Annotated in this window: 19 protein-coding genes; 13 read left to right on the forward strand and 6 right to left on the reverse strand. The window is 42.0% G+C overall.

The features are described 5' to 3' along the window. Positions 1-35 precede the first annotated feature (35 nt). Both AAFF35_RS04615 and AAFF35_RS04620 read right to left on the reverse strand, forming a co-directional pair. Entirely contained in the window at positions 36-1,520 is a 1,485-nt protein-coding gene (locus AAFF35_RS04615) for a SusD/RagB family nutrient-binding outer membrane lipoprotein (protein ID WP_342331230.1), read from the reverse strand. A 34-nt stretch (positions 1,521-1,554) separates the two neighbouring features. Further along, positions 1,555-4,698, reverse strand: a complete 3,144-nt coding sequence (locus tag AAFF35_RS04620) for a SusC/RagA family TonB-linked outer membrane protein (RefSeq protein ID WP_342331231.1) — start codon at positions 4,696-4,698, stop codon at positions 1,555-1,557. A gap of 569 nt (positions 4,699-5,267) precedes the next feature. Between AAFF35_RS04620 and AAFF35_RS04625 the strand changes: the two genes are divergently transcribed. After that, on the forward strand, positions 5,268-6,215 hold the full coding sequence (locus AAFF35_RS04625) for a helix-turn-helix domain-containing protein (RefSeq protein ID WP_342331232.1): 948 nt from the start codon (positions 5,268-5,270) through the stop codon (positions 6,213-6,215). A 5-nt stretch (positions 6,216-6,220) separates the two neighbouring features. Here the strand turns inward: AAFF35_RS04625 and AAFF35_RS04630 are convergent, their stop codons facing one another. From AAFF35_RS04630 to AAFF35_RS04640, 3 genes are all read right to left on the reverse strand, one after another. Further along, complete coding sequence (locus tag AAFF35_RS04630; protein WP_342331233.1) at positions 6,221-6,895, reverse strand: hypothetical protein; 675 nt, start codon at positions 6,893-6,895, stop codon at positions 6,221-6,223. 75 nt (positions 6,896-6,970) lie between these two features. Further along, positions 6,971-8,056: an acyltransferase gene (locus AAFF35_RS04635; protein WP_342331234.1), complete on the reverse strand. Its 1,086-nt coding sequence runs from the start codon at positions 8,054-8,056 to the stop codon at positions 6,971-6,973. Between the two features lie 97 nt (positions 8,057-8,153). Continuing rightward, positions 8,154-8,567: a DUF1801 domain-containing protein gene (locus AAFF35_RS04640; protein ID WP_342331235.1), complete on the reverse strand. Its 414-nt coding sequence runs from the start codon at positions 8,565-8,567 to the stop codon at positions 8,154-8,156. A gap of 120 nt (positions 8,568-8,687) precedes the next feature. On the opposite strand from AAFF35_RS04640, the gene AAFF35_RS04645 reads away from it, so the two are divergent. From AAFF35_RS04645 to AAFF35_RS04660, 4 genes are read left to right on the forward strand one after another with little or no spacing between them, the layout of a single operon-like run. Then, the gene (locus AAFF35_RS04645) at positions 8,688-9,914 is read left to right on the forward strand and encodes an enolase C-terminal domain-like protein (protein ID WP_342331236.1); all 1,227 of its coding nucleotides are present in this window, start codon (positions 8,688-8,690) and stop codon (positions 9,912-9,914) included. Positions 9,915-9,923: 9 nt separating this feature from the next. Beyond that, a complete protein-coding gene (locus AAFF35_RS04650; RefSeq protein WP_342331237.1) occupies positions 9,924-11,567 on the forward strand; it encodes a sodium:solute symporter in 1,644 nt (547 codons plus the stop codon). A gap of 20 nt (positions 11,568-11,587) precedes the next feature. After that, positions 11,588-12,004: an L-rhamnose mutarotase gene (locus AAFF35_RS04655; protein WP_342331238.1), complete on the forward strand. Its 417-nt coding sequence runs from the start codon at positions 11,588-11,590 to the stop codon at positions 12,002-12,004. Positions 12,005-12,033: 29 nt separating this feature from the next. Continuing rightward, positions 12,034-12,804, forward strand: a complete 771-nt coding sequence (locus AAFF35_RS04660) for an SDR family oxidoreductase (protein ID WP_342331239.1) — start codon at positions 12,034-12,036, stop codon at positions 12,802-12,804. Between the two features lie 4 nt (positions 12,805-12,808). Here AAFF35_RS04660 and AAFF35_RS04665 read toward each other — a convergent pair whose 3' ends face one another. Next, positions 12,809-13,705, reverse strand: coding sequence for an AraC family transcriptional regulator (locus tag AAFF35_RS04665; RefSeq protein WP_342331240.1), 897 nt, complete (start codon positions 13,703-13,705; stop codon positions 12,809-12,811). A 198-nt stretch (positions 13,706-13,903) separates the two neighbouring features. Here AAFF35_RS04665 and AAFF35_RS04670 point away from each other — a divergent pair, with 198 nt between their 5' ends. The 8 genes from AAFF35_RS04670 to AAFF35_RS04705 all read left to right on the forward strand — a co-directional run bounded on the left by AAFF35_RS04670 (position 13,904) and on the right by AAFF35_RS04705 (position 22,220). After that, entirely contained in the window at positions 13,904-15,232 is a 1,329-nt protein-coding gene (locus tag AAFF35_RS04670; protein WP_342331241.1) for an alpha-L-fucosidase, read from the forward strand. A 52-nt stretch (positions 15,233-15,284) separates the two neighbouring features. Next, on the forward strand, positions 15,285-16,286 hold the full coding sequence (locus tag AAFF35_RS04675) for a DUF6000 family protein (protein ID WP_342331242.1): 1,002 nt from the start codon (positions 15,285-15,287) through the stop codon (positions 16,284-16,286). A gap of 153 nt (positions 16,287-16,439) precedes the next feature. Next, complete coding sequence (locus tag AAFF35_RS04680) at positions 16,440-17,747, forward strand: Gfo/Idh/MocA family oxidoreductase (RefSeq protein ID WP_342331243.1); 1,308 nt, start codon at positions 16,440-16,442, stop codon at positions 17,745-17,747. A 20-nt stretch (positions 17,748-17,767) separates the two neighbouring features. Beyond that, on the forward strand, positions 17,768-18,463 hold the full coding sequence (locus AAFF35_RS04685; protein ID WP_342331244.1) for a DUF1080 domain-containing protein: 696 nt from the start codon (positions 17,768-17,770) through the stop codon (positions 18,461-18,463). Positions 18,464-18,479: 16 nt separating this feature from the next. Continuing rightward, positions 18,480-18,788, forward strand: a complete 309-nt coding sequence (locus AAFF35_RS04690) for a helix-turn-helix domain-containing protein (protein ID WP_342331245.1) — start codon at positions 18,480-18,482, stop codon at positions 18,786-18,788. A 105-nt stretch (positions 18,789-18,893) separates the two neighbouring features. Next, entirely contained in the window at positions 18,894-19,805 is a 912-nt protein-coding gene (locus AAFF35_RS04695; protein ID WP_342331246.1) for a DsbA family protein, read from the forward strand. A 257-nt stretch (positions 19,806-20,062) separates the two neighbouring features. Continuing rightward, the gene (locus AAFF35_RS04700) at positions 20,063-20,929 is read left to right on the forward strand and encodes a LytTR family DNA-binding domain-containing protein (protein WP_342331247.1); all 867 of its coding nucleotides are present in this window, start codon (positions 20,063-20,065) and stop codon (positions 20,927-20,929) included. Positions 20,930-21,023: 94 nt separating this feature from the next. Next, positions 21,024-22,220, forward strand: a complete 1,197-nt coding sequence (locus tag AAFF35_RS04705; protein ID WP_342331248.1) for an acyltransferase — start codon at positions 21,024-21,026, stop codon at positions 22,218-22,220. Positions 22,221-22,260 lie beyond the last annotated feature (40 nt).

Below are 22,260 nucleotides of genomic sequence, written 5' to 3' on the forward strand. Positions count from 1 at the left end.
AATCAATCCTTTTAAAAATTATTATTTGTCGTTACTTATTTTACCCACCAAACTTGCTGGTTGATCTTGTCGTTACCTGCACCGAATTGATTTTCGATGGCTTTGGAAACATTGACTCTGTTGTTATCATATTCTGTTTGAGGATAAATCCAACGGAAAGGTACAGCCACACCCTGTGGCCTGCGAAATTCCGGATAACCTGTTCTGAGCTGGTCGTAGAAAGCGCTCCATCCGGATTGAAAAAATGTCCTCAGATATTTCTGATTAACGATTTGTTCAATTTTTTGTTCAGTGGTGGTGCGGACCGCCAGGTCATTTATAGGCAGTGCTAAATATTCGTTGGCTTTTTCTTCCGTAAAAAATGCGGCATACCCTTTTACATAGTTCTGATAGAATTTGAAAGAGGCTTTTACCCCATTTTTATAATGTAGGTTGGCGTCGCCTGCAATCCAGTTTCTTACCATCGCTTCTGCGATAATGAGCTCCTGCTCTGCATATCCCATTAATACCAGGGGTTCATTTACCGGGTCGCTTGGAAAGCGGTCGTTCACTTTCGATACTTTTCCTGCTGCAGCTTTGATACTCGTTTCTGCATAAGGAGCTGCGGGATCTCCACCTTCATAGGAGCTAAAGTCGTCTATCGCTTTACCCGCTTCTTTTGCAATTTTTGTCTGTGTACAATAAAGGAATAAGCGTGGGTCTTTCCTGGCCTGCAGCTGTTCAATAAAAGTGGCACTCATAAACATTCCGGAACCAAATCCGCTGGAGTTGAATTCAGGATAGCGGTTTCCTTCCTGATCTAAAAATATCAGTTGACCATCGCCACCAGCTTCTGTTCCCAGAAGAAGGTCGTTTTGCATCACTTGTGCAAATGCTTCTTTCACTTTTAGGTCGGTATCGTTTTCCTTTTTTGAAAGGGTGATCAGTACTTTCAAGCGGAAAGCATTGATTAATCTACGCCATTTTGTGGCATCACCTTTGTAAATAATATCGCCGGCAATGTTTGCATTAATACCTTTGAGCATGGTATTCGCTTCATCCAGTTCTTTAAGGATACCCAAAAATACTGCTTTTTGAGTATCATAAACCGGCGCATAGTCTTTTCCACTTTCCCCCATCAAGGCTTGCGAATAAGGAATATCCCCAAAGGTCAGGGTTAAATTATAGAAATAATAGGCCCTGAAAAATTTGGCCAGTGCGACATAGGAATTGTCATTAATTCTCTTCGCTTCTTCGACCATTTTGGTCACATCTCTGAGGTTTGCATAAGGAGCAAAATCTCCTCTTCCCCATTTAAAATACTGGCCTTCGCTCTCTCCGTCGGTTTGCACCAGCATACGGTTTGCATATAAAGGAGAGGTCCCACCGAAAGCACGGAAGGTATTCCATTCTACTTTTGTCAGCAATAGCTGAGGATGGGCTTGTGTAGGTTTATTCGGATCTATATTCATGAAATCCTGGTCTTTACATGAGGAGATCAGGAGTGCTCCGGCCAATAAACTATATATTAATTTCTTCATCGTTATTTTTTTAATTGTGATCAGGTATTTGCTTTTAAAGTTTGATGCCTAGCGAGAAGCCAATAAATCTTGCGGAAGGATCTTGAAGGTTGTCGTCATCGCCATAATCAGGATCCAATAATGGCATTTTCTTCCACATCAATGGGTTGTAGCTGTAAGCCGAAAGGTGTATTGACTTTAAACTACCTACTTTAACAATTTTTGCAAGGTCATATCCAACCGATATTCTTCTTAGTTTAAAGAAGGAACGGTCAAAAACATTGGCAAATTTCTTGTTTTCTCCTTCGGTCACCCTTGCCTGGTAAGGATAGGTTTGGCTCCAGGTTTGCCAGTTTACTGCGGTTGTATTTTGCTTATAGGTTCGGGTGTCTGACAATACATTTCCGTTTACATCTCTTTTAAGCTCACCACCGGTAATGACCACCCCATTGGGTACATATATTGATTTTCCTGCGGCATACTCGGCATCTCTATATTCCACAGAGTTTGGATGTTTACCACCCCACCACATTTTCTCGATCGTTACAGAGCGCATTACGCCACCCCATGCACCATCAATATCAATATTGACATCAAAGCCTTTGATCATGAATTTGTTTTGCAGGCCCAGGCGCCAGGTTGGATCTTTATGACCAAGGTTTACATTAAAATCGTCTTTTGTAGGAAGGCCCGTATTTGCATCCAGAATCACTTCTCCGGAAGCACTTTTTTGCCATACCGTTCCATAATAACTATCTGCTCTGTCATTTAATCTCAGGTCTCCGAATCTCTCCTGATTGTTGTACAATTCTGTAATTCTCCTTACCGAAGTGCTCCAGTTCGCAGCAATGTTCCAGCTGAAGTTTTTGTTTTTTATCGCACTGAAATTACCTACAATCTCCAGACCCTGGGTTCTGTACTTGTTGCCATTAACCTTGCGTGTCTCGAAACCAGAGGCTTCTGAAGTTTTTAAATTAATGATTTGATTTTCATCAATAACATTATAGAAAGTGAATTCAAGGCCAACTCTCTTGGCTATTGATGTAGATAAACCAAGTTCGAATGAGCGCGATTGTTCAGGTTTAATATTAGGGTTGATCAGCACTTTTGGATAAGTAACTGATGGTGTTGAACCGTAAGTAATGTCTTTGTCATACGTAGAATTTACACCGTATGGATCAAGATCAGTTGATACTTTGGCCCATGAGGTATAAACCTTCAGATAATCCACAGCTTTTGGCAGTTGGATATAATCAGAAACCATCGTACTCAATGATGCTGACGGGTAAAAGTAAGACCTGTTTTCTTTAATCAGCGCGGAAGACCAGTCATTTCTACCCGATACATTCAAATAGACGGCATTGAATAAATCGAAGGTTGCTGAAGCGTATACGCTGCGGATGGATTTTTGCTCTAGTTTATTTGTAGCCTGTACCGGTCCCTGTGTATTGTTTAAGCTGTACACAGCGGGTACGATTAAACCATCACTGGAAGCATATTCCTGTTGAACATCTCTGTTCAGTGTGGATGCACCTGCGTTTAAAGTGAAGCTCAGGTCTGTGGATATTTCCTTATTATAAGAGGCCAGGAAATCCAGGTCGACATTCATTTGAGAATTGTTCCACATCTTATAATCACCATTTCTGGAATCGCCATAGTTCATGTAAGATTTAGGACTTTTCATACTTTCAAAAGATTTATTTTCTCTTCCGGAAGCCCTTGCCTGCAAGCTCAGGCCGGGCATTACCTGCCATCTTAATTTTGCCTGTGCGTTTACCACATTCCTGTTCTGGGCTTGTGCCAGCTCCTGGGAAGCAAAGTATGGGTTGTTGTACCATGCATAGTTGTAATTGGCTTGTCTGTAGCCCTCCATACCAGGAACGTACATATGGTCTCTCAGGTCTTTTCCATTGACATCATCACCCATCCAGATCAGAATGGTATACATGTGGTTTTTAGGACCGTAGCCATAGCGCGGGTAGTTGGGAGAGCTTACTTTGTTATAGGACAATGTGGCATCCAGCTGAAGGTCTTTGCTCAGGTTGAAGGAGGAATTAAAGTTTGCTCCACCTGTAGTGAGTGAGGTATTGGGTACCTGGCCCCTTTGGAAGCCATATTTTCCGGATACATAGAAACGGGCCTTAGCGGTCTTGTACGCCACGGAAAAGTCATTGTTGGTGACGATCCCAGGTCTAAGAAAATCCTTCAGGTTGTCATGTCTTACCCAATCGGTAGGTACCCTTTCATACTTGGATTTATCGTCATAAATGGTTCCTTTCACATTTCCCCACCAGGCGATTGTTTCTCCGGTTTGTTTGTTTCTGATTGGGCTGTTCCATTGCGCAATTTTAACACCAGGCTGAAATTTTGGACCCCAGATCATGTCGCCATCTGAAATACCACCATCTTCACCATCCCAGAATTCATATTTCCCATTGGAACCATTTCCGTATTCCGTTTGGGTTTTTGGAAAAACGGTAAAACCAGCAGTCACCATATTGTTGGTATTGATGTTGATTTCCAGCCCGTCTTTTTCAGCGTTTTTTGTAGTGATCAAAATCGCACCGTTTCTACCTCTTGAGCCATATAAAGCAGAGGCTGATGTTCCTTTTAATACGTTGATATTGGCAATGTTGTCTCCTGAAACATCAAAAAAGTCCGTTTCCACAGGAATACCATCAATTACAATTAATGGGGTTTTGCCTCTTAAAGAGAAAGAAGGCGGCTGAAACATACCAGTTGGATTGCTCACGGTTAGTCCTGCAACCTGTCCGGATAACGCATTCCCGATATTCATTGTTTTCGATTCCGACAAGACATCCATTTTCACCTCTTGTGTCGCATATCCCAGTTTTTTCTTTTGTTGTTTGATACCGATTGCGGTAACTACGACTTCACCAAGAGTCTTTGAATCTTCCTGCAGGACGATGTCTGTGGAAGTCTTTCCGTTAACTGTTATGTTTTGTGAAATATATCCCAGAGAGCTAAAGGACAGGCTGGCATTTGTGGGGGCCGAAATGGTATATTTACCATCAAAGTCGGTAATCGTAGCATTGGTTGTGTTGGAGACTTTGACCGTCACTCCCGGAATGCCAAGACCTTTGATGTCTTTGACGACTCCCTTAATGATATTTTGCGCCATTGCTGCCTGGGTCAGGAACAGGCACAGCAGGCTGAATAGTAGTAGTTTTCTTTTCATATTTGTGTTTGGTTTTTACCTGCAAATCTAGATTCAGGTTGTAAAACGAATATGAAAATGGCATTATGGTTATATTTTTATGCGAAAGCCTCCGTTCTTTAGAGTTATGAAATTTTACCGCATCAAGTCTGCTGTCTAAAGTGGCTAAAACGGTTTTAATGCCGCTTTTTTAAGCTTTTTTGAAAAAATAGAAACCATTTTGATGTCAGTATCGATGATAATTCCGGCTGCCCGGGCAGATCATTTATTAACCAGATGTTAGCTTTTTGTTAGGAGATTGATTTCCGGGGGACTAATGCTGTACCAACGATACCCGCTTGAGCGGGTACCTTATGGATGAGTCTCCTGAGAGGGGGGAGAAAAAAATATGTTTTGGGTCCTAAATTGTCTTTTTTTGGATGATCGTAATCAAATCTATTTACATTTTTAGGAAAAAAATAGTTTTAGGAGCGTTATGCGGTACGGGATTATAATTCCGAATCAATAGATGAAAAAAAGACATCATGTTTTGTTCTTAATTATCAATTAGCATTATCAATAATTTTGAAATAAACTTATCTTTACTAAATATGTCTAGCCCTCATCCTGTCCAGCTGGTCCTTCAGCAGCTTTCTTCTTTTCATCCGCTAAGCCCTGAATTAAAGCAGGAGTTTATGGAGAATTCTTCGGAGATTTTTTTTAAAAAGGACGAGTACCTGATCAGGAAGGGAGAGCTGAGTACCCATGTTTATTTCGTATTAAAAGGCATTATTAGCGGACAAATTACCAGTAAAGAAAAAACAATTACCACTTTTATTACTGTCGACGGAGAGTTTTTGTCTGCCATCGAGGGGATGTATGGTGATAAACCCTGTGTTGAAGATGTAAAGGCAGAGGAGGATTCTTACCTGATTGCCATGTGTTCATCCTACTTCCATAGCCTGTACGACCGCTATCCGGAGATGAACGTTATTTTTCGAAAGGTTCTGGAAATGTATTATGGTGATGCCCATTATCGCTCCATTTTTATAAGAATAGGGAGTGTGGAAGACAAGTATATCTATTTCCTGAGCACATTCCCGGACCATGCCGAGCGCATCCCGGTAGAAGTTGCGGCCTCCTTTATGAATCTTAAAACGGCTACACTTGTCAAGATGATCAGCAAGATGAACGCCGGAAAAACATTGAACCAGCAATTGTCTAAAGAAGATATTCTCGTCAATATGGAAAAGTTTAAACATTATCTCCAGAAAAAACTCACGCTCAGGGAACTGGCCGACCGCTTGAATATCAGTCCGCATCAGCTGTCTTACCTTTTGAATGTGCATTTTAATGAGAATTTTAACAGTTTTATCAACCGGCTCAGAATAAATTATATCCTGGATCAGTTCTCAATTCATGACAACCTGCAGCAATATAGTATTGACGGATTGGGGCGTCAGGCAGGCTTCTCTTCCAAAACTACTTTCTTCACTGAATTTAAAAAAAGAATGGGGCAAACTCCATATGCCTATCTTCAGCAGCATAAGTTGTCCTGAAATGGCTAAGAATTATAGACATCAAACTCTTCATATTCATGCCTGATCTTGTTGAGCTTGCCATTCTTGAAATATAACCGGACAGATGAGCGTCCTGTCTTTCCGGGTTTCACATCCATGAAAAAGCTAAAAGCCCACTCTTCATAATTCGCCATAGCCGGATCAAAGGGCCTTGCAAGAGGTTTGCTTGCCAGAATGATTTGATAGTTTTTATAAGCAGGTAGCTCATAGATAGCTTTTAATTTGCTGTAAAATACATTTACGGGATCATTTTTATAAATCGCGATTTCGTCAGGAACATCTAGCGGCCATTTTGGCGATTCTTTGGGTACTGTGCTACCTGCATCGATAGAACTTATTTTATCCCCCTCAAATTGAATAACTACCCGTTCTAACTTACCGATATTCGTTTCCAGACTGAGGATGTTATAAAAAACAATCCGGTTTTTTATCTCGTCAGGATTGGAAAAAGATGGCTGTTTGACGATGTCAACATCATTGACATTTTTCTCTTTACCCATTTGCTGAAGCTGGGTGTAAACATCTGAGTAAGAGCTTCCAATCTGAAGCCCCCATTTGCTGCCTTTGGAAATGGTTTCCACATTAGGGGAGTTGTTTTCCTTTTTGCAGGAAAACAACAATAACATTGGAATAATTAAAACGAATATTCTTTTCATCATCAATGGAGTGGTTCTGATAAAGAAACGTACATCCGTCCGAATTCGCTACATGGAATCCCAAAAAAAAATACCGGTCTAATTCTGCTTCCTTTTGCTGGTTAAGTATTTACGTACCGGAATGTCAAAAGCAACCATCACAAAATAAGCAATGCAAGTCAATAGAATTGTTCCGGTAATAATGATTAAGGTAAGTTGACTTGTTCCCGGTTTATAGCTGGTGTAATAATTTAAAAACATCCAGATGACCGCATAATGTGTCATGTACAGGGGGTAAGAGATCTTTCCTGAAAATACACATAGCTTTTTAAATCCTGGGGTCAATGCAGCACCTGCACCGAGGGAAATCAATAAAGGAAAATAAAGAAGAACGACCAGTGGTTCTGTGAGCCGGTTCCATTTGCTATAAGGCATCAGGAAGGCCAATACTAACAATACGGAAAGTCCGATGAAACCTAGTTTATTTTTAATGATCAGGTTGAAACGGAAGATCAGCAATCCAGCTAAAAAGGAATAAAAAATACGGGCACCACCATCCCAGGCATTGGGGCCTCCCCATCCGCCTAAAAGAGATCCTCCCGCGCGATGGCTCACATAACAAAGTACTCCGGCAGCAATGACCGTTAATACCATCAGGTAGCGACGATGAAGCCTGCATAGTACCAAAGCATAAACGATATTGGCTACATATTCCCAGAATAATGACCAGGCAGGGGCATTAATTCCGAACAAATTGAAAGAGCGCTCTTCAATCACAGGAAAGGGAATCATGAAGACAGAAGCAAGAAATATCAGTATAATCTTACCCGCACTATAGACTTCCGGGTGCCCTCCGAAGGGGTCAAAAAGGAAAGCCAGTAAACCCAGGACCGAGCCTAAAATTACCAGTGGCTGTAGTCTGATCAGCCTGGATTTAAAAAACTGACCAAGACCCATTTTACCTATCCGGTCATCATAAGCATAGCCGATTACAAATCCGGATAAACAGAAGAAGAAATCTACTGCCAGAAATCCATGGGCAATGAAGTTTTTGTCAGGGAGATAAACCATTTCCATGAAATGAAAAACGACAATAGCGATGGCGGCTATTCCTCTTAAGCCATCAAGAATTTCGAAATGTTGTTTTGTTTTTAATAGGTCAGGACTTAGTTCTTTTGTAGACATTTATAATTTGTTTGGTTTCAGTTGTGTTCTCAAGGTTACCAAATTATAGGGAGTCAATCAAATTTTTGTAGATAAGTACATTGAAGAAGTGATCAGATCATTTCTTCTCTTCCTGAGGACGAAGCGAATAATCGATCATTTCTACTAAAACACTGAGGTCTATATCGTCCAGTTTTTTAACGTAAATACAGGCTTTCGCCATTTTATGTTTTCCAAATCTCGGAAGCAGTTCCTCTTTCATTTTAAGGTCGCAGGAAAGGTATAAGCTAAACGCACTGCTGCGGGGAGAGAAGGCAATCAACGGCGCATCGCCTTCATGGCCACTTTCATATTTATAGTGATAGCTGCCGAAACCAATGATGGATGGTCCCCACATCCTGGCAGGGAACCCGCTTTGCTTTTCCATCATTCCGATGAGCGTATAGCTGTCTTTTCGTTTTACCGGATCGGTCACTTTCTCCAGAAAATCGTCAATGCTTTCTGCGGTTTCTGTGGTTTTATTTTTTGCCATATTTGAATTTAGCGATTGTTTTTGATACATCGTATAATCCAGTTAAATAGAATTTTAGTCTATTGGTTTTGGCTCAGATACATTGCTAAATTGCGTTCACCAAGTAGAACCAATAATAATATGATTAAAAACATTCAGGTGAATGATGCAAGATTCCCACTGGACAAAGGTGCAGGAAGTGATGCGATTCACCGTGACCCCATATATTCTTATGCCGTAACAAACCTGATCGACGATAGCGGACTCATTGGAACTGGCTTTGCTTTTACCCTGGGGGAAGGTAACGACCTGGTCTGCAAAGCTGCCCAATTTTATGCAGCTCAACTGAAAGGCAGAGACATTGAAGAACTCATGTCTGATTTCGGGAATGTCTTTAACCAGTTGAGCAATGAACAACAGTTTCGTTGGCTTGGGCCGCATAAAGGGATAGTTCATCTTGCACTGGCTTCGGTAACCAATGCCTGTTATGATTTATGGGCAAAAAAAAGAGGCGTTCCACTTTGGAAATTACTGATCGACTTATCTCCGCAGGAGATTATAAATACACTTGATTTGTCGTACCTCGAAGATGAACTTACTGCAGAACAGGCCTTGCAATTGTTAAAAGACAACCAGGCAGGCAAGACAGCGCGTCTTCAAATTACCAATGCCGGATATCCCGGATATGATACCTCTATTGGCTGGTTTAATTATAGTGACGATAAGGTCCGCGAAAATTGTAAAAAAGCCATCGCCGAAGGTTTCACTGCCATGAAGTTGAAAGTGGGAAGCAAAGACCCGCAAAGGGACATTCGTCGTGCTCACATTGTACGCGAAGAAGCGGGAGATCTGGTAAAAGTGATGCTGGATGCCAATCAGCAATGGACATTGCCGCAGGCGCTGAAAATATGTAGAGAATTGCAAAGCATGAATCCTTATTGGATAGAAGAACCTACCCATCCGGATGATATATTGGCACACAAGACGCTGGCAGATGCGATTGCTCCGGTTAAACTGGCATTGGGAGAGCATGTGCCCAACCGCATCATCTTTAAAAATTACCTGCAAACAGGATCTGCCGGATTTATACAGGCTGATGCAGTGAGGATAGGTGGAGTAAGTGAGTTCATTACCGTTAGTTTGCTTTGTCGCAAGTACGGGATCCCGGTGGTTCCACATGTGGGAGATATGGGACAGCTCCATCAGCATTTGGTCTTGTTCAATCACATCAGCATGGGGCATGAAGCCTTATTTCTGGAACATATTCCTCATTTGCAAAAACATTTTGTACATCCTGTTATCGTGGAATCGGGTGTTTACAGCACACCTATGGAGCCAGGTAGCAGTTGTGATTTGAAAAATATATAAGGAAAAGAAATGTTAAAATCATTAGACCTCAGCATCAGCATTCTCTATATCCTGGGTATTTTAGCCGTTGGATTGTGGGCAGGGATCCGCCACCGCCGTAAAAGTAAGGCGAATGCTGCCGGCGAATATTTCCTTGCCGGGAAAACATTGAAGTGGCCGGCTATTGGACTGGCACTTTTTGCAACGAATATCTCAACTGTCCATTTGGTTAGTCTGGCGCAAAGCGGCTTTGACAGTGGTTTGTTAAACGGGAATTTTGAATGGATGGCCGCTTTTACCCTGATCTTGCTGTCCTTGTTTTTTGTTCCTTTTTATATTAAGTCTGGCGTAACGACCCTACCGGATTTTCTGGAAAAACGTTATGACCGGTCCAGCAGAGACTGGCTGGCGGTCATCTCCGTGGTCTCCGCAATTATTATCCATATCGCATTTTCTATGCTGGCAGGAGGTATTGTATTGAAGACCTTATTCGGATTAAACATGTACGTCAGTGTGATTGTCATTTGCCTGATCACCGCCATTTATACGATTGTAGGCGGACTGAAAGCAGTAGTGGTTACAGAATCCATCCAAACGGTCGTGTTGCTGACCGGAGCGTTTATCATCAGCTATGCGGCCTACCATAAAATGGGAGGATGGGAACCCATGACTGAGGTGTTAAAAAGCAAAGGGGAGATGGACAAACTGTCTATGTTGCGTCCACATGGTGATTCAAGCGGAATGCCCTGGTATACCGTGTTCTTAGGTTATCCTATTTTGGGCATCTGGTATTGGTGTGCAGATCAGACGATTGTACAACGTGTACTTGGCGCTAAAGATGAGAACCATGCCAGAATAGGCCCCTTGTTCTGCGGATTTATTAAGATTTTACCGGTATTCATTTTCGTATTACCAGGCTTGTTTGCTTATACTTTGGTACAGTCAGGCCATTTAGATGTGAGCAGTCTGGGGCTTGACGCTAATGGTCATGTCAATTCAAAAGGAATCTATACGTTGATGATTACGCAGCTTTTACCTTCGGGATTGGTTGGCGTTTTGGTGGCTGCACTGTTGTCAGGTTTAATGAGCCAGGTTTCCGGTGCTTTGAATTCCATTTCGACGATGGTGAGCTATGATATGTACCAGCGTTACCGTCCGGAGGCTTCCGACAAACAATTGATCTGGATTGGTAAGATTTCAGCGGGAATTGCACTGGTATTTTCATTGGGATTATTGCCCTTGCTGGATCAGTATGAAAGTATCTTTAGTGGCATCAATGACATCATCGCTCATATTGCACCACCCATCACCTGTGTGTTTTTATTGGGCGTATTCTGGAAAGGTGCTTCCGCAGAATCTGCAAAATTAACCCTCTGGATCGGTTCTGTTTTAGGAGTAGTGGTCTTTGTCATTAATAAGATCTACCCGGAGACACTAATCGGTCAGATTCCATTCATGATGATGGCATTTTACCTGTTTTGTACTTGCGTGGTTATTCAGGTGGCTTTTTCTTATATCTATCCAGTTCAGCATACGGCAGTAAGTGCAACGCTATATTGGAAATCACCCTGGGAACCGTTGCAGGGTAATGCCTGGAAAGGGATAGGGAATTATAGGGTGTTATCAGCATTGCTTTTAATCGTTACAGGGGTGTTATATTACATATTCAGATAGAGTGAAAATATTCAGATAGGATGAACAAATATATTTTAATGGCACTTCTTGCTGGTTTCTTACTGGCAGGCTGCAAAGAGAAAGTGGAGCCACTTGATGTGAAACGCTTTGGTTCAGTAACAGGGTTAAAGCCCGAAAAGCTGGAACATTATAAACGCTTACATGCGAATGCCTGGCCAGCTGTTTTGAAAAAAATTAAAGAATGCAACATCAGAAACTATTCCATCTATCTCCAGAAAATAGGAGAGGCCTATTACCTGTTCAGCTATTTTGAATATACAGGGGCCAATTTTGATGCGGATATGAAAAAGATGGCCGATGATCCGGAGACACAACGCTGGTGGAAAGAGACAGACCCTTGTCAGCAACCACTACCGGAAACTGCGGCGAAAAAACAGATCTGGACAAATATGGAACAGGTCTTCCACACCGATTAGGGTGCTATTAAATGATCAAAAAAGAAAAGATGAAGTTATTATCCGGTAAAGTTATTTTCCTCACAGGAGGTTCAGCAGGGATTGGTTTGGCTTGCGCAAAGGCTTATGCTGAGGCCGGGGCAAAAGTGGTGATTGCAGCAATTGATGCAGTAGCTGTTAAATCCGCTGCTGACGCTTTGGGAGCAGAACATTTGGGCATTTTATGTGACGTATCTAAGGCCGCTGATGTGGAAGCAGCAATCGCGTTAACCATTACCAAATATGGAAAATTGGATGCGATACATAACAATGCAGGAATTGCCTCGCCTTCCAAACCGTTACACGAAACGAGCGACGAGGAATGGGATCAGCTGATGAAAGTAAACCTGAGAAGTGTATTGTATACGACCCGATATGGGTTTGAAGCACTAAAGAAATCTGAGGGTTGTATTTTGAATACGAGCAGCCTTGTCGGAGAAATCGGACAGGAAAACCACGCGGCTTATACCGCAACAAAAGGAGCAATGAATACACTGACCAAATCTATGGCACTGGATTATGCGGTTGATAAGATCAGGGTCAATGCCGTATTGCCGGCAGGAGTATGGACACCAATGCTTCGCGAATGGAGTAAAGAACAACCTGATCCGGCTTCTATCGAGAAGTACCTGGACGATATACATGTACTGGGTTATTGCCCGGAAGGAGATGTCATTGCAGATGCCTGTGTGTTTCTGTTGTCAGAGAAAGCAAGGTTCATTACCGGTACGATCCTGCCTGTGAGTGGTGGCGCAGAATTGGGATACAGAGTTTTGAGATAACTATTTATATTCTGTTTTTGCTCTTATAATCTACAGGTGAACTGCCCATAATTTTGTGAAACAGGCGGGAGAAATAAAAAGCATCCGCATATCCGACTGCTGCGGCGACTTCTTTTATCCGCAAATCGGATAAGGCGAGCAACTGACAGGCACGTTGTACCTTTAGATGAATGAAATAATCAATAGGGGAGATTCCCGTTTTGGTTCTGAATAAGGTTTGAAAATGAGAAGCAGAGTAAGTAAATTCTGCTGCAATCTCGGGAACAGTTAGCCGGGAAGAAATGTTGTTCTTCATGTATTCAATCACTTTGTCTGAAATATCTTCACTGGGTTTCTGAGTCAGCTCAATGTTTTTTTGAGGATACAGGAAGTTCGCAATTAAGTAATAAAGACTCAGATTGGCATAACTTAGGTTTTCCTCACTGTACCCCTTTTCAAGGCAGTTGTAAATCATCTCCCAAAGTTTAATCCGATGCTCGTCAAATGGAATGGTTTTCGGACTGATCAGGTTATTAATGGATAAGGAGTCATTCAGACTGGATAATTTGCTTCCGGTAAAATGTATCCAGTATATTGTCCATGGATCACTCGCGTCAGAAGCATAACGTAAAGGTTTATCCGTTGCAGGGATAATGAAAAACTGATTGGCAGAAACCTCCTGCTTTTCGGTGTCTATACTAAACCAGCCTTTGCCATCTGTACAATAAATAAGGATGTTGTCAGTACAACCTTTAGGCCTGTTCCGGTAATGTCCGGCGGCTTTTGGAAAATAACCAATATGACTTATATACAGGGAATTTAGGAAAAAATCATCTTTAGGCTTACGCTCAAATAGAAATTCGGGCAGACTGATCAGTTTTTCTCCACTAAAACCATCACGTTTTTTCTTATTGATCTTCATACTCGGTTTATTTGGCTCATAAACTTACTGTTTTTATTGAAAAACAGCTGCGCTGCAGTTGTTTTTTATGAAGTAAAATTTGACATCTGAGGAATTTTTTTTCATGGGATAGTCCAGTATATTCATGAGATTCTCTATTCTTTATCCAGCGTCTTAGCGCTAATTTAGTCGGACACAACTGAACCAAAATATAATCCGATGAAAAAATACACCACAGTTTTAACGCTTATTTTTATGTGTGTGTCCTGCCTGGTTTTTGCGCAGACACCCCTCATCCGCACTGATAAAAAAGTAGTGGAAGGTTTTATGGATAAACGCTTTGGAATGTTTATCCATTGGGGCCCGGTTAGTCTGAGAGGAACAGAAATCGGCTGGTCAAGAGCAACCTCCGTAGCTGCGGATGAGTATGATCATCTGTATAAGGAGTTCAACCCGGTTTTATTTGATGCAGATAAATGGGCGAAGACGGCTAAGGATGCAGGAATGAAATACCTAACCATTACTTCCAAACATCATGATGGGTTTTGTCTATGGCCAACAGCCTATTCTGATTACAACATCATGAATTCTCCTTACAAAAAAGACATCGTGGGGGAACTGGCCAAAGCCTGCCTGAAGTATGACCTGAAATTTTGTATTTACTTTACCGTTGCCGATTGGCATGATCCTGATTGGGCTGTACTTTACCCAGCTACAACGCCTAACAAATCGGCAAACATGGGCAGGTTTGTATCCAGGATGAAAAATGAACTGAAAGAACTGATTCAGAATTATAAACCTTATATGCTTTGGTTCGATGCGAACTGGGATAAGGAATGGACCAGGGAACATTCATCAGAAGTCTATAATGAGATAAAAAGACTGGATCCAAATGTGATCATCAATAACAGACTGGATACTAAGGATGCCAGCGGAGGATCACATAAAGTGATGTTGCCTACTACATTGGCAGATTTTGCGACTCCGGAACAAGAGGTTGGGGCGATGAATATGGATTACCCCTGGGAAAGCTGTATTACCATTTGTCAGCAATGGGCGTGGAAACCAAATGACAAAATGAAATCTTTAAAAGAATGTATTCAGACTCTGGCAAGTACCGCAGGCGGAAATGGAAATCTATTGTTCAATGTAGGACCAATGCTGGATGGAAGAATCGAGGTAAGACAGGTCAATCGCTTAAAAGAAATGGGTGATTGGTTAACTAAAAACGGAGAATCGATATATGGCACAAAAGGAGGACCCTATAAGCCTGATAGCGTTATGGCAGCAACGAGAAAAGGAAACAGGATTTACCTGCACTTATTTAAGAATCAGGGAACCGAAATTTCAATTGCCGCGATACCGGGCGTTAAACTGAAAAAAGCCTATTTCCTTGATGGTGCAGCCAACTTGAATTTTAAATCAAAAGCAGACAAGATGACCATTTCCTTACCTGCAGAATTACCTGATGGTAATGATACTGTAGTTGTGCTGGAGATGAGTAAAAATGTCGAATCTGTTCCGGTAATGAGTTTTAAATCCCGTTAGGCATTGAGTAATCATATGTTGTTGTAAATGGATTGTTATATTTATCCTGATTATGGGTAATCTATACGAACAATTAAAACGACACATTGCTGGTGCTGGCTTTACACACAAAACACCTTTTGCTGATTTATCTTCCCACAAAAATGAGGAAGGCCTGCCATTAGAATTTACCAATACATGGTGTGTTCCTTTTTATATGGCAATAGGCAAAACTGATGAGGCTTGGATGAACCAGCTAATTCAGGTCCGCAATAAAATCAGTAGAGAAGTTGTACTCACTTTGCTTGGGGATTTTGATTGGAGAACCAGGCAGACGGGTGCCTTTTTTGCAGCCATTAAGGGTTTTGAAGATTTAACCGATATCATTGGAACTCATTTTTTAAAAAGCGAGTTAACTTATGCCGGACAAGTCTATGCCTATACTTTTGCTTCGTTTAATACGGCTGAAGGGATCGACTACCTGGAGCGTTACCTGAGCTATTATCTATTAAAACCAGACCTTTGGTTTGACCAGCGGGAAGCGCTGGAAGCCTTAGCCTATCTCGACAAAATAAACAAAACAACGCTGACGGCTAAACACCATGACAACTGGTTGAATTTCATTAAAAATAAACCCAATTGGAAAAAAGAGATCAATCTGGAAAGAATTGAAGCGCAAATGAGGCTAATTGAAAATGTTAAAAATTCTAATCCCGGGAAGGAAAGCGCTGATTCTGAACTGACGAAAAGAGCGCAATATGGCCTGTCTTTTGAATATCGGGTCAGTCCTGTCACTCAAAGAAGAAAACCAGACTGTAGAACTGCTGAAGTAAATTTGTTTAGTCAACTCGCTTTCCTGCTGAATTTGCTGGACAGGGAGGACGTAAAGGATCTTTTAGACGAATCGAATAAAGCGGTGGCCGGACATTATATTGATGAATACCCTTCCTCAGACTCATATTCTTTCGTAGAGATTAGATTGCATTTTCCCCAGGTAACCATTAATGAGCGTTTAACAATTCCTATGACGGATTTTATCGCACTTTTAGAAGAATGGGATTCCTTTCTAAAGTAATAGCAGGATGGAAACAGTCTATTATTGACTAAGCTTTTATTCCTCCAACAATTTGGTCCTCCTCTTTTTAATTAAGAAAAATAAATTTCTTATTTTAGAAAATATCTTCCGGAATCGCACAAGTCCGGCTGAATGACCAAATGAAACCTAAATATGAAAAAAACTAATGATTTAAATTCAACTGATCGCAGATCGTTTTTGAAAAAATCGGGTATAGTGATGTTAGGCAGTACGCTTGCTTATCAGGCTGGTTTTTCCAATCCATTATTCAGTACTGCAAAATCAACGATTAAAGTCGGTTTAATCGGATGCGGCGGACGTGGTACAGGTGCTGCGGCACAGGCACTCGCGGCAGATCCTGACGTAGTGATTACTGCCATGGGAGATATTTTCGAAGACAGACTGGAAGGCGCCTACACCGCCTTGACCACCATTGATGCCGGGCGGGTAAAGGTGGATAAAAAAAGAAAGTTTATAGGTTTTGACGCCTATCAAAAGGTCGTAGACTCCGGTGTTGATGTGGTCTTACTCACCACTCCGCCAGCTTTCAGGCCAGACCAGCTGACAGCGGCAATTGAAGCAGGGAAACATGTGTTTTGCGAAAAACCCGTAGCGGTCGATGCTCCGGGAATCCGTAAGGTGCTTGCTGCGGCAAAGAAAGCTCAGGAGAAGAATTTATCATTGGTTTCTGGTTTCTGTTTTAGGTATGATCTGCCAACCAGAGCCGTATTTAGTCGCGTATTAAACGGCGATCTGGGCGAGATAAGGACGGTTTCTACTTTTAGAAACGGATCGGGAAACTGGTCTAATCCCCGTCAGCCTGACTGGAATGACCTGACTTATAAATTGCGCAACTGGCATTATCAGAACTGGCTTTCCGGTGATTTTATCGTAGAACAGGCGGTTCATAGTCTGGATATGATGTCCTGGGTAATGGGAGATCAGATGCCGGTAAAGGCTACCGGAACCGGAGGCAGACAAGTCCGGGTGAATGAAATCTATGGAAATATTTACGACCATTTTGCGGTGGAGTTTGAGTACGCAAATGGGGCTAAAGGTTTTCATTTCTGCAGACAGCAGGAAGGGACTTCACATCGAAATACCGTGGACGTACTCGGAACAGATGGTAGTGCATTCGTAAACGTTGGCATGAAGTACGAGATCACAGGTAAAAACAGCTGGAATTATGATGGCCCAAAAAAGAACATGTATCAGGTACAGCATGATGAACTTTTTGCCGCAATCCGAAGCGGAAATCCGATCAATAACGGCGAGTATATGACCCATAGCACCTTGCTCGCAATCTGGGGGCGAATGGCTGCGTATAGCGGGCAGACGATTAGCTTCGAACAGGCGTTGAATTCAGATGTGGTGCTGGGACCAAAAATCGAAGAATACAATTGGGACCTTAAATGGGAGAATCAGCCGGTGGCTTTACCGGGCGTAACAAAAGTCATCTAACCGGTCAATTTAACGCAGTCATGAAAAAAATATTAATAGGGATTGGTATGGCTTTTTTAGCCCTGTTGGCGAATACTTCAACTTTGTTTGCACAGACCAAACCGATACAATTTGGGGAAGAGCGGAACCTGGAACATGGCAAAAAGAAAGTAATCAGCTGGATCAATGTAAACACGGAACCGGGAACCTGGAAAAAGGAAAAAGACCTGTTGATCTGCTCAGGAAAGCCTATCGGAGTAATGCGCTCGGAGAAGCTATATGAGAATTTTATATTGCAGGTAGAATGGAAACATATGGAAGCGGGGGGGAACTCCGGAGTGTTTGTATGGAGTGATGCAAAACCCGGTGAACAGAACCGCTTGCCAGCTGGGGTGGAGGTGCAGATGCTGGAACTGGATTGGGTGAATCAGAATTTGCAGAATGGCGTAATGGCTCCAATCGCCTATGTGCATGGAGAACTGTTCGGGGTAGGTGGGGTAGAAACCGTTCCGGATAACCCGAGAGGGGAACGCAGTAAGTCCATAGAAAACAGGTGTAAGGGCAAAGGGGAATGGAATACCTATAAAGTAGTTTGCGTAGATGGAACGATCAAACTATCGGTAAATGGTAAATTTGTAAATGGTGTCAGTAAGTCGACTGTAAAGAAAGGTTACCTTTGTCTGGAATCCGAAGGCGCAGAGATTCATTTCCGGAACTTAAAGGTGACGGAACTTTGAGCAATAAAAAGAAGATATGACCACAGAGAATAACGACTGCAATGGGAATCCTTGCCCCGCTTCAAAATTATTGAAAATGTTGTCGGGGAAATGGAAGGCTCAGATCTTCAGGTTAGCATTAGATGGCCCTTTGCGTTTCAACAGCCTGATCCGGCAGCTGGAAGGATCAAACAAACAGGCCATTGCTGTGGCACTCAAAGAGCTGGAAGAAGAAGGCTTGTTTGAAAGAAAAGTCATCCGGCTTAAACCACTCCATGTAGAATATATGCTCTCCGAAAGAGGGGCCTCGATGATTAGCGTTTTTCAGCAATTGGAAGAATTATAGCATTGATGTTCAGCGCCGGAGGGTAGTCATCTTTTTCTGACTTATTGCAGGACCTGTTCAATCAGAATAGCTTTGCTGCTGAATTTAACATTTAAGTAGAAAAACATGAATAATCCTTTGATGTGCGACCCTGAAACAGGAAGCTGTGAAATGCCCGGCCTTCCTGAGGAAAATGAGACTACCTTACCGAAAGCAGTAGAAAAACCTTTACGCGTCATTTATTTTACCGATCCTATTTGCTCTTCCTGCTGGGGAATAGAACCTCAGTTGCGTAAGCTGAAAATGGAATATGGAGCGCTGCTTAACATTGAATACCATATGGGGGGACTTTTACCCGACTGGTCTTACAACAGTGGAGGGATTAGTAAACCCGCTGACGTGGCTTCGCATTGGGATGAGGTGAGTTTGTATTACGACATGCCCATCGACGGAGATGTCTGGCTGGAAGATCCTCTGGATTCTTCTTACCCACCTTCCATTGCATTTAAAGCTGCTCAGATGCAGGACCCAAACAAAGCCTTACTTTTTTTAAGGCGAATAAAAGAAATGGTTTTTCTGAAGAAGAAGAACATTTGTAAATGGGAACACTTGTCGGCAGCTGCAGTCGAAACAGGGCTCGATCCGGTAAAACTGGACCTGGATGTTCAGGAAAAGGCAAAACAATATTTTCAGGAAGACCTGCAGCTGACAGGTTCCTGGAATGTCAGGGGGTTCCCAACTTTGTTTATTACAGATGCCAAGGGCAATCAGGAGAAGATCTATGGGGTAAAACCATATTCGGTTTATGAAGCGGCCATATCGTCCCTTTTACCAGATGCTGAGCAAAAAAAGGCAACGCCGGAGCACACTTTGGAGGTTTTGTTCTCCGCCTATCCAACGATCACAAGAAAAGAATTATCTGTTATCGCAGGTCTTTCTTCAGAAGAGGCAGAAAGGGTATTGGACAACCTTGTGGCTGAAGACAAACTGGAGCTCAGCATCACAAAGAACGGGAAGATCTGGAAAATAAAAAACTGACAATTGCACTTAATGTTTTGACAAAAGCACTCAATCTTTTTATCCTTAATTCTGCTTTATTTGAGATGATGAATGTCCTGTAGGGACATCAGATTTTTATCATAAAGTAATATGATAGGTTAGTTAATTAGATAGGGGTATCTTCTTATCGAATTGAAAAGTTCTGCAGGGGCCTGGATGGGACCTCCAGACTTTTTATTCTCGCTACACAGCCGTATCTTAGTCTTGAAAATGAGAGAAAAAAAGAATATGGACTAATGATCACGGAGCAGTATTTTTACAATTGGTATTGTCCCGGGAAACTGAAGCAAATGGCAGGGCTGATGTTTTTAGTTTCTTTTCTGTTTTTGTTTTTATTCCGGCCATTTACCGTAACAGAAACGGAGCTTAAATATTCTTATCTGTTCACTTGCTTTTTACATGCATTATCTCCGGCACTGATCATGTTCAGCTATTTTACCATTCTGATCTATTTCCAAAAGACAAACCCGGACCGCGATGAAGGGCCTGTTTTCAAATGGATCACTTCCATTGCCGGGATGTTATTCCTGATCGGACTGGCTAGTTTTTTTTTGCGTGACTTGATTTATACCAATCCGAATAACTGGTCTTTACGTTATTTGTGGGAAGAAATAAGAAATGCTTATTTAGCGGGTACGCTTTTCTTTTCCTATTTTCTTTTCGCCAGATCTTATTTTCATCAGCGGAAAACAGAATTGGCAGCGGCGGTACCTGTCAGCGAAATCACCCTTCCCGAAAATCAGGAAAACATCTTTGTAAAGGCTCATGTTAAAATCGACGATTTCAATTTCAATCCGGCGGATTTTCTGTTTGCAAGGGCAGAAGGCAATTATGTTGAAATCACGATGCGAAGAGAGCATGGTTTACAAAAAGAACTCAGGCGGATCTCCTTGAAGCAACTGGAATTACAGCTTACCGGATATGTTGGTTTCCTGAGGTGCCACCGGGCCTATTTGATCAACATTCAAAAAGTAGCTGATTTTTCAGGAAACTCGCAAGGGTACCTGCTCTCATTTGACGAAGTTGCAGAAGAAGTTCCGGTTTCAAGAGCAAATCTGCAACTCTTTGACCAGCGTTATCAAATGCTGCATTCTGCAAATTAGCCGGTTTTTTCTATTCTTGTTGTTCGTCATCACAAAAGGTAGTTACCGGTCACAAGTTTTTAAAGGGCCATTTCAGATTGTCTACGTTTGAAGAATGAATATACAGATAGAAAAAGTAACCACACAAACACGCACACCCTGGATAGATTATTTACGTGGTTTTGTGACCGTTTTAGTGGTCGCACATCATACTTCTTTAGCCTATACGACCTTTGCCAGTTTTAATAAAGCGGCTTATATTTCTTCTACTCATCCGGTGGTTGACGCCATGCGCTGGATAGGAATGGATTATTTTGAAGACTTTAATGATATTTTCTTTATGTCTTTAATGTTCCTCATTTCCGGCATTTTTGTAATGAGCAGTCTGCGGAAAAAAGGAACAGGATTATTTATTGCAGATCGGTTTTACCGGTTATTGATCCCCTTCTTTATCGGGGTGACTCTGTTGATGCTGATGGCGCATTATCCGGCTTACTACCTCGCTCATGGGAACTTTAACCTCAAAGACTATGTGATCGATTTCTTTACCGTAGAAGCATGGCCTGTAGGACCACCATGGTTCATTTGGGTTTTATTTGTTTTCAATGTCGTCCTTGCGCTTTTATATCCTTTTGTAGGACCTTTTATCAACAGACTGGGAGAAAGGCTGGCCAATTGTGCAAATCGTCCGCTCAAGGTCTTATTCATCTGGTATTTGTTAACCTGGATCACGTATGTACCCTTAATGCTTTGGGCGGGTGCAGGAACCTGGACGGGCTTTGGACCCTTCGACTTTCAGGTGAGCCGGGTGCTGCTGTACTTTGGCTATTTCTTAATTGGAGTGCTGGTTGGCAGTTCAGGTATAGACCGGAGTATTTTTGGAAACCATAGTCTGCTGATGAAAAAATGGTCTTTATGGGGGGTAGCTGCTATTTTTACTTATGTGGTATTGAAGCTGAGCGAAGCGCCACTTAAAGAAATGTATGCGCAAAAAGGATCGAACCCTTTATTGATCGCCTTGATTTACCGTTCCATCTGGACCTTGTCCTGCACCTTGAGCAGCATTGCTTTGATCAGTCTGTTTAGAAAGCTCTTTAGTCATGCAAATCGCTTCTGGCAAAGCCTTTCAGAAAATGCTTACGGCATTTACCTGATCCATTATATTTTTGTCATCTGGTGTCAGTTTCTTTTATTGGAGGCCGGTCTTCCTGTGGTGATTAAATTCAGCATCAGTTTTGTAGTATCCCTGGGGGCGAGCTGGAGCCTGATTTACCTCATTCGGAAAATTAAGATGGTGGCCAGGATACTATAGCCCGTCATAAAAACACTTGCGGAAAAAACTAAAAAAAATA

Source organism: Pedobacter sp. FW305-3-2-15-E-R2A2 (genome assembly GCF_038446955.1).
Taxonomy (GTDB): Bacteria; Bacteroidota; Bacteroidia; order Sphingobacteriales; family Sphingobacteriaceae; genus Pedobacter.

Excerpts from the sequence above, each read along its gene's own strand:
- AAFF35_RS04615 (WP_342331230.1), bottom strand. The coding sequence starts at position 1,520 with ATGAAGAAATTAATATATAGTTTATTGGCCGGAGCACTCCTGATCTCC.
- AAFF35_RS04620 (WP_342331231.1), bottom strand. The coding sequence starts at position 4,698 with ATGAAAAGAAAACTACTACTATTCAGCCTGCTGTGCCTGTTCCTGACC.
- AAFF35_RS04625 (WP_342331232.1), top strand. The coding sequence starts at position 5,268 with ATGTCTAGCCCTCATCCTGTCCAGCTGGTCCTTCAGCAGCTTTCTTCT.
- AAFF35_RS04630 (WP_342331233.1), bottom strand. The coding sequence starts at position 6,895 with ATGATGAAAAGAATATTCGTTTTAATTATTCCAATGTTATTGTTGTTT.
- AAFF35_RS04635 (WP_342331234.1), bottom strand. The coding sequence starts at position 8,056 with ATGTCTACAAAAGAACTAAGTCCTGACCTATTAAAAACAAAACAACAT.
- AAFF35_RS04640 (WP_342331235.1), bottom strand. The coding sequence starts at position 8,567 with ATGGCAAAAAATAAAACCACAGAAACCGCAGAAAGCATTGACGATTTT.
- AAFF35_RS04645 (WP_342331236.1), top strand. The coding sequence starts at position 8,688 with ATGATTAAAAACATTCAGGTGAATGATGCAAGATTCCCACTGGACAAA.
- AAFF35_RS04650 (WP_342331237.1), top strand. The coding sequence starts at position 9,924 with ATGTTAAAATCATTAGACCTCAGCATCAGCATTCTCTATATCCTGGGT.
- AAFF35_RS04655 (WP_342331238.1), top strand. The coding sequence starts at position 11,588 with ATGAACAAATATATTTTAATGGCACTTCTTGCTGGTTTCTTACTGGCA.
- AAFF35_RS04660 (WP_342331239.1), top strand. The coding sequence starts at position 12,034 with ATGAAGTTATTATCCGGTAAAGTTATTTTCCTCACAGGAGGTTCAGCA.
- AAFF35_RS04665 (WP_342331240.1), bottom strand. The coding sequence starts at position 13,705 with ATGAAGATCAATAAGAAAAAACGTGATGGTTTTAGTGGAGAAAAACTG.
- AAFF35_RS04670 (WP_342331241.1), top strand. The coding sequence starts at position 13,904 with ATGAAAAAATACACCACAGTTTTAACGCTTATTTTTATGTGTGTGTCC.
- AAFF35_RS04675 (WP_342331242.1), top strand. The coding sequence starts at position 15,285 with ATGGGTAATCTATACGAACAATTAAAACGACACATTGCTGGTGCTGGC.
- AAFF35_RS04680 (WP_342331243.1), top strand. The coding sequence starts at position 16,440 with ATGAAAAAAACTAATGATTTAAATTCAACTGATCGCAGATCGTTTTTG.
- AAFF35_RS04685 (WP_342331244.1), top strand. The coding sequence starts at position 17,768 with ATGAAAAAAATATTAATAGGGATTGGTATGGCTTTTTTAGCCCTGTTG.
- AAFF35_RS04690 (WP_342331245.1), top strand. The coding sequence starts at position 18,480 with ATGACCACAGAGAATAACGACTGCAATGGGAATCCTTGCCCCGCTTCA.
- AAFF35_RS04695 (WP_342331246.1), top strand. The coding sequence starts at position 18,894 with ATGAATAATCCTTTGATGTGCGACCCTGAAACAGGAAGCTGTGAAATG.
- AAFF35_RS04700 (WP_342331247.1), top strand. The coding sequence starts at position 20,063 with ATGATCACGGAGCAGTATTTTTACAATTGGTATTGTCCCGGGAAACTG.
- AAFF35_RS04705 (WP_342331248.1), top strand. The coding sequence starts at position 21,024 with ATGAATATACAGATAGAAAAAGTAACCACACAAACACGCACACCCTGG.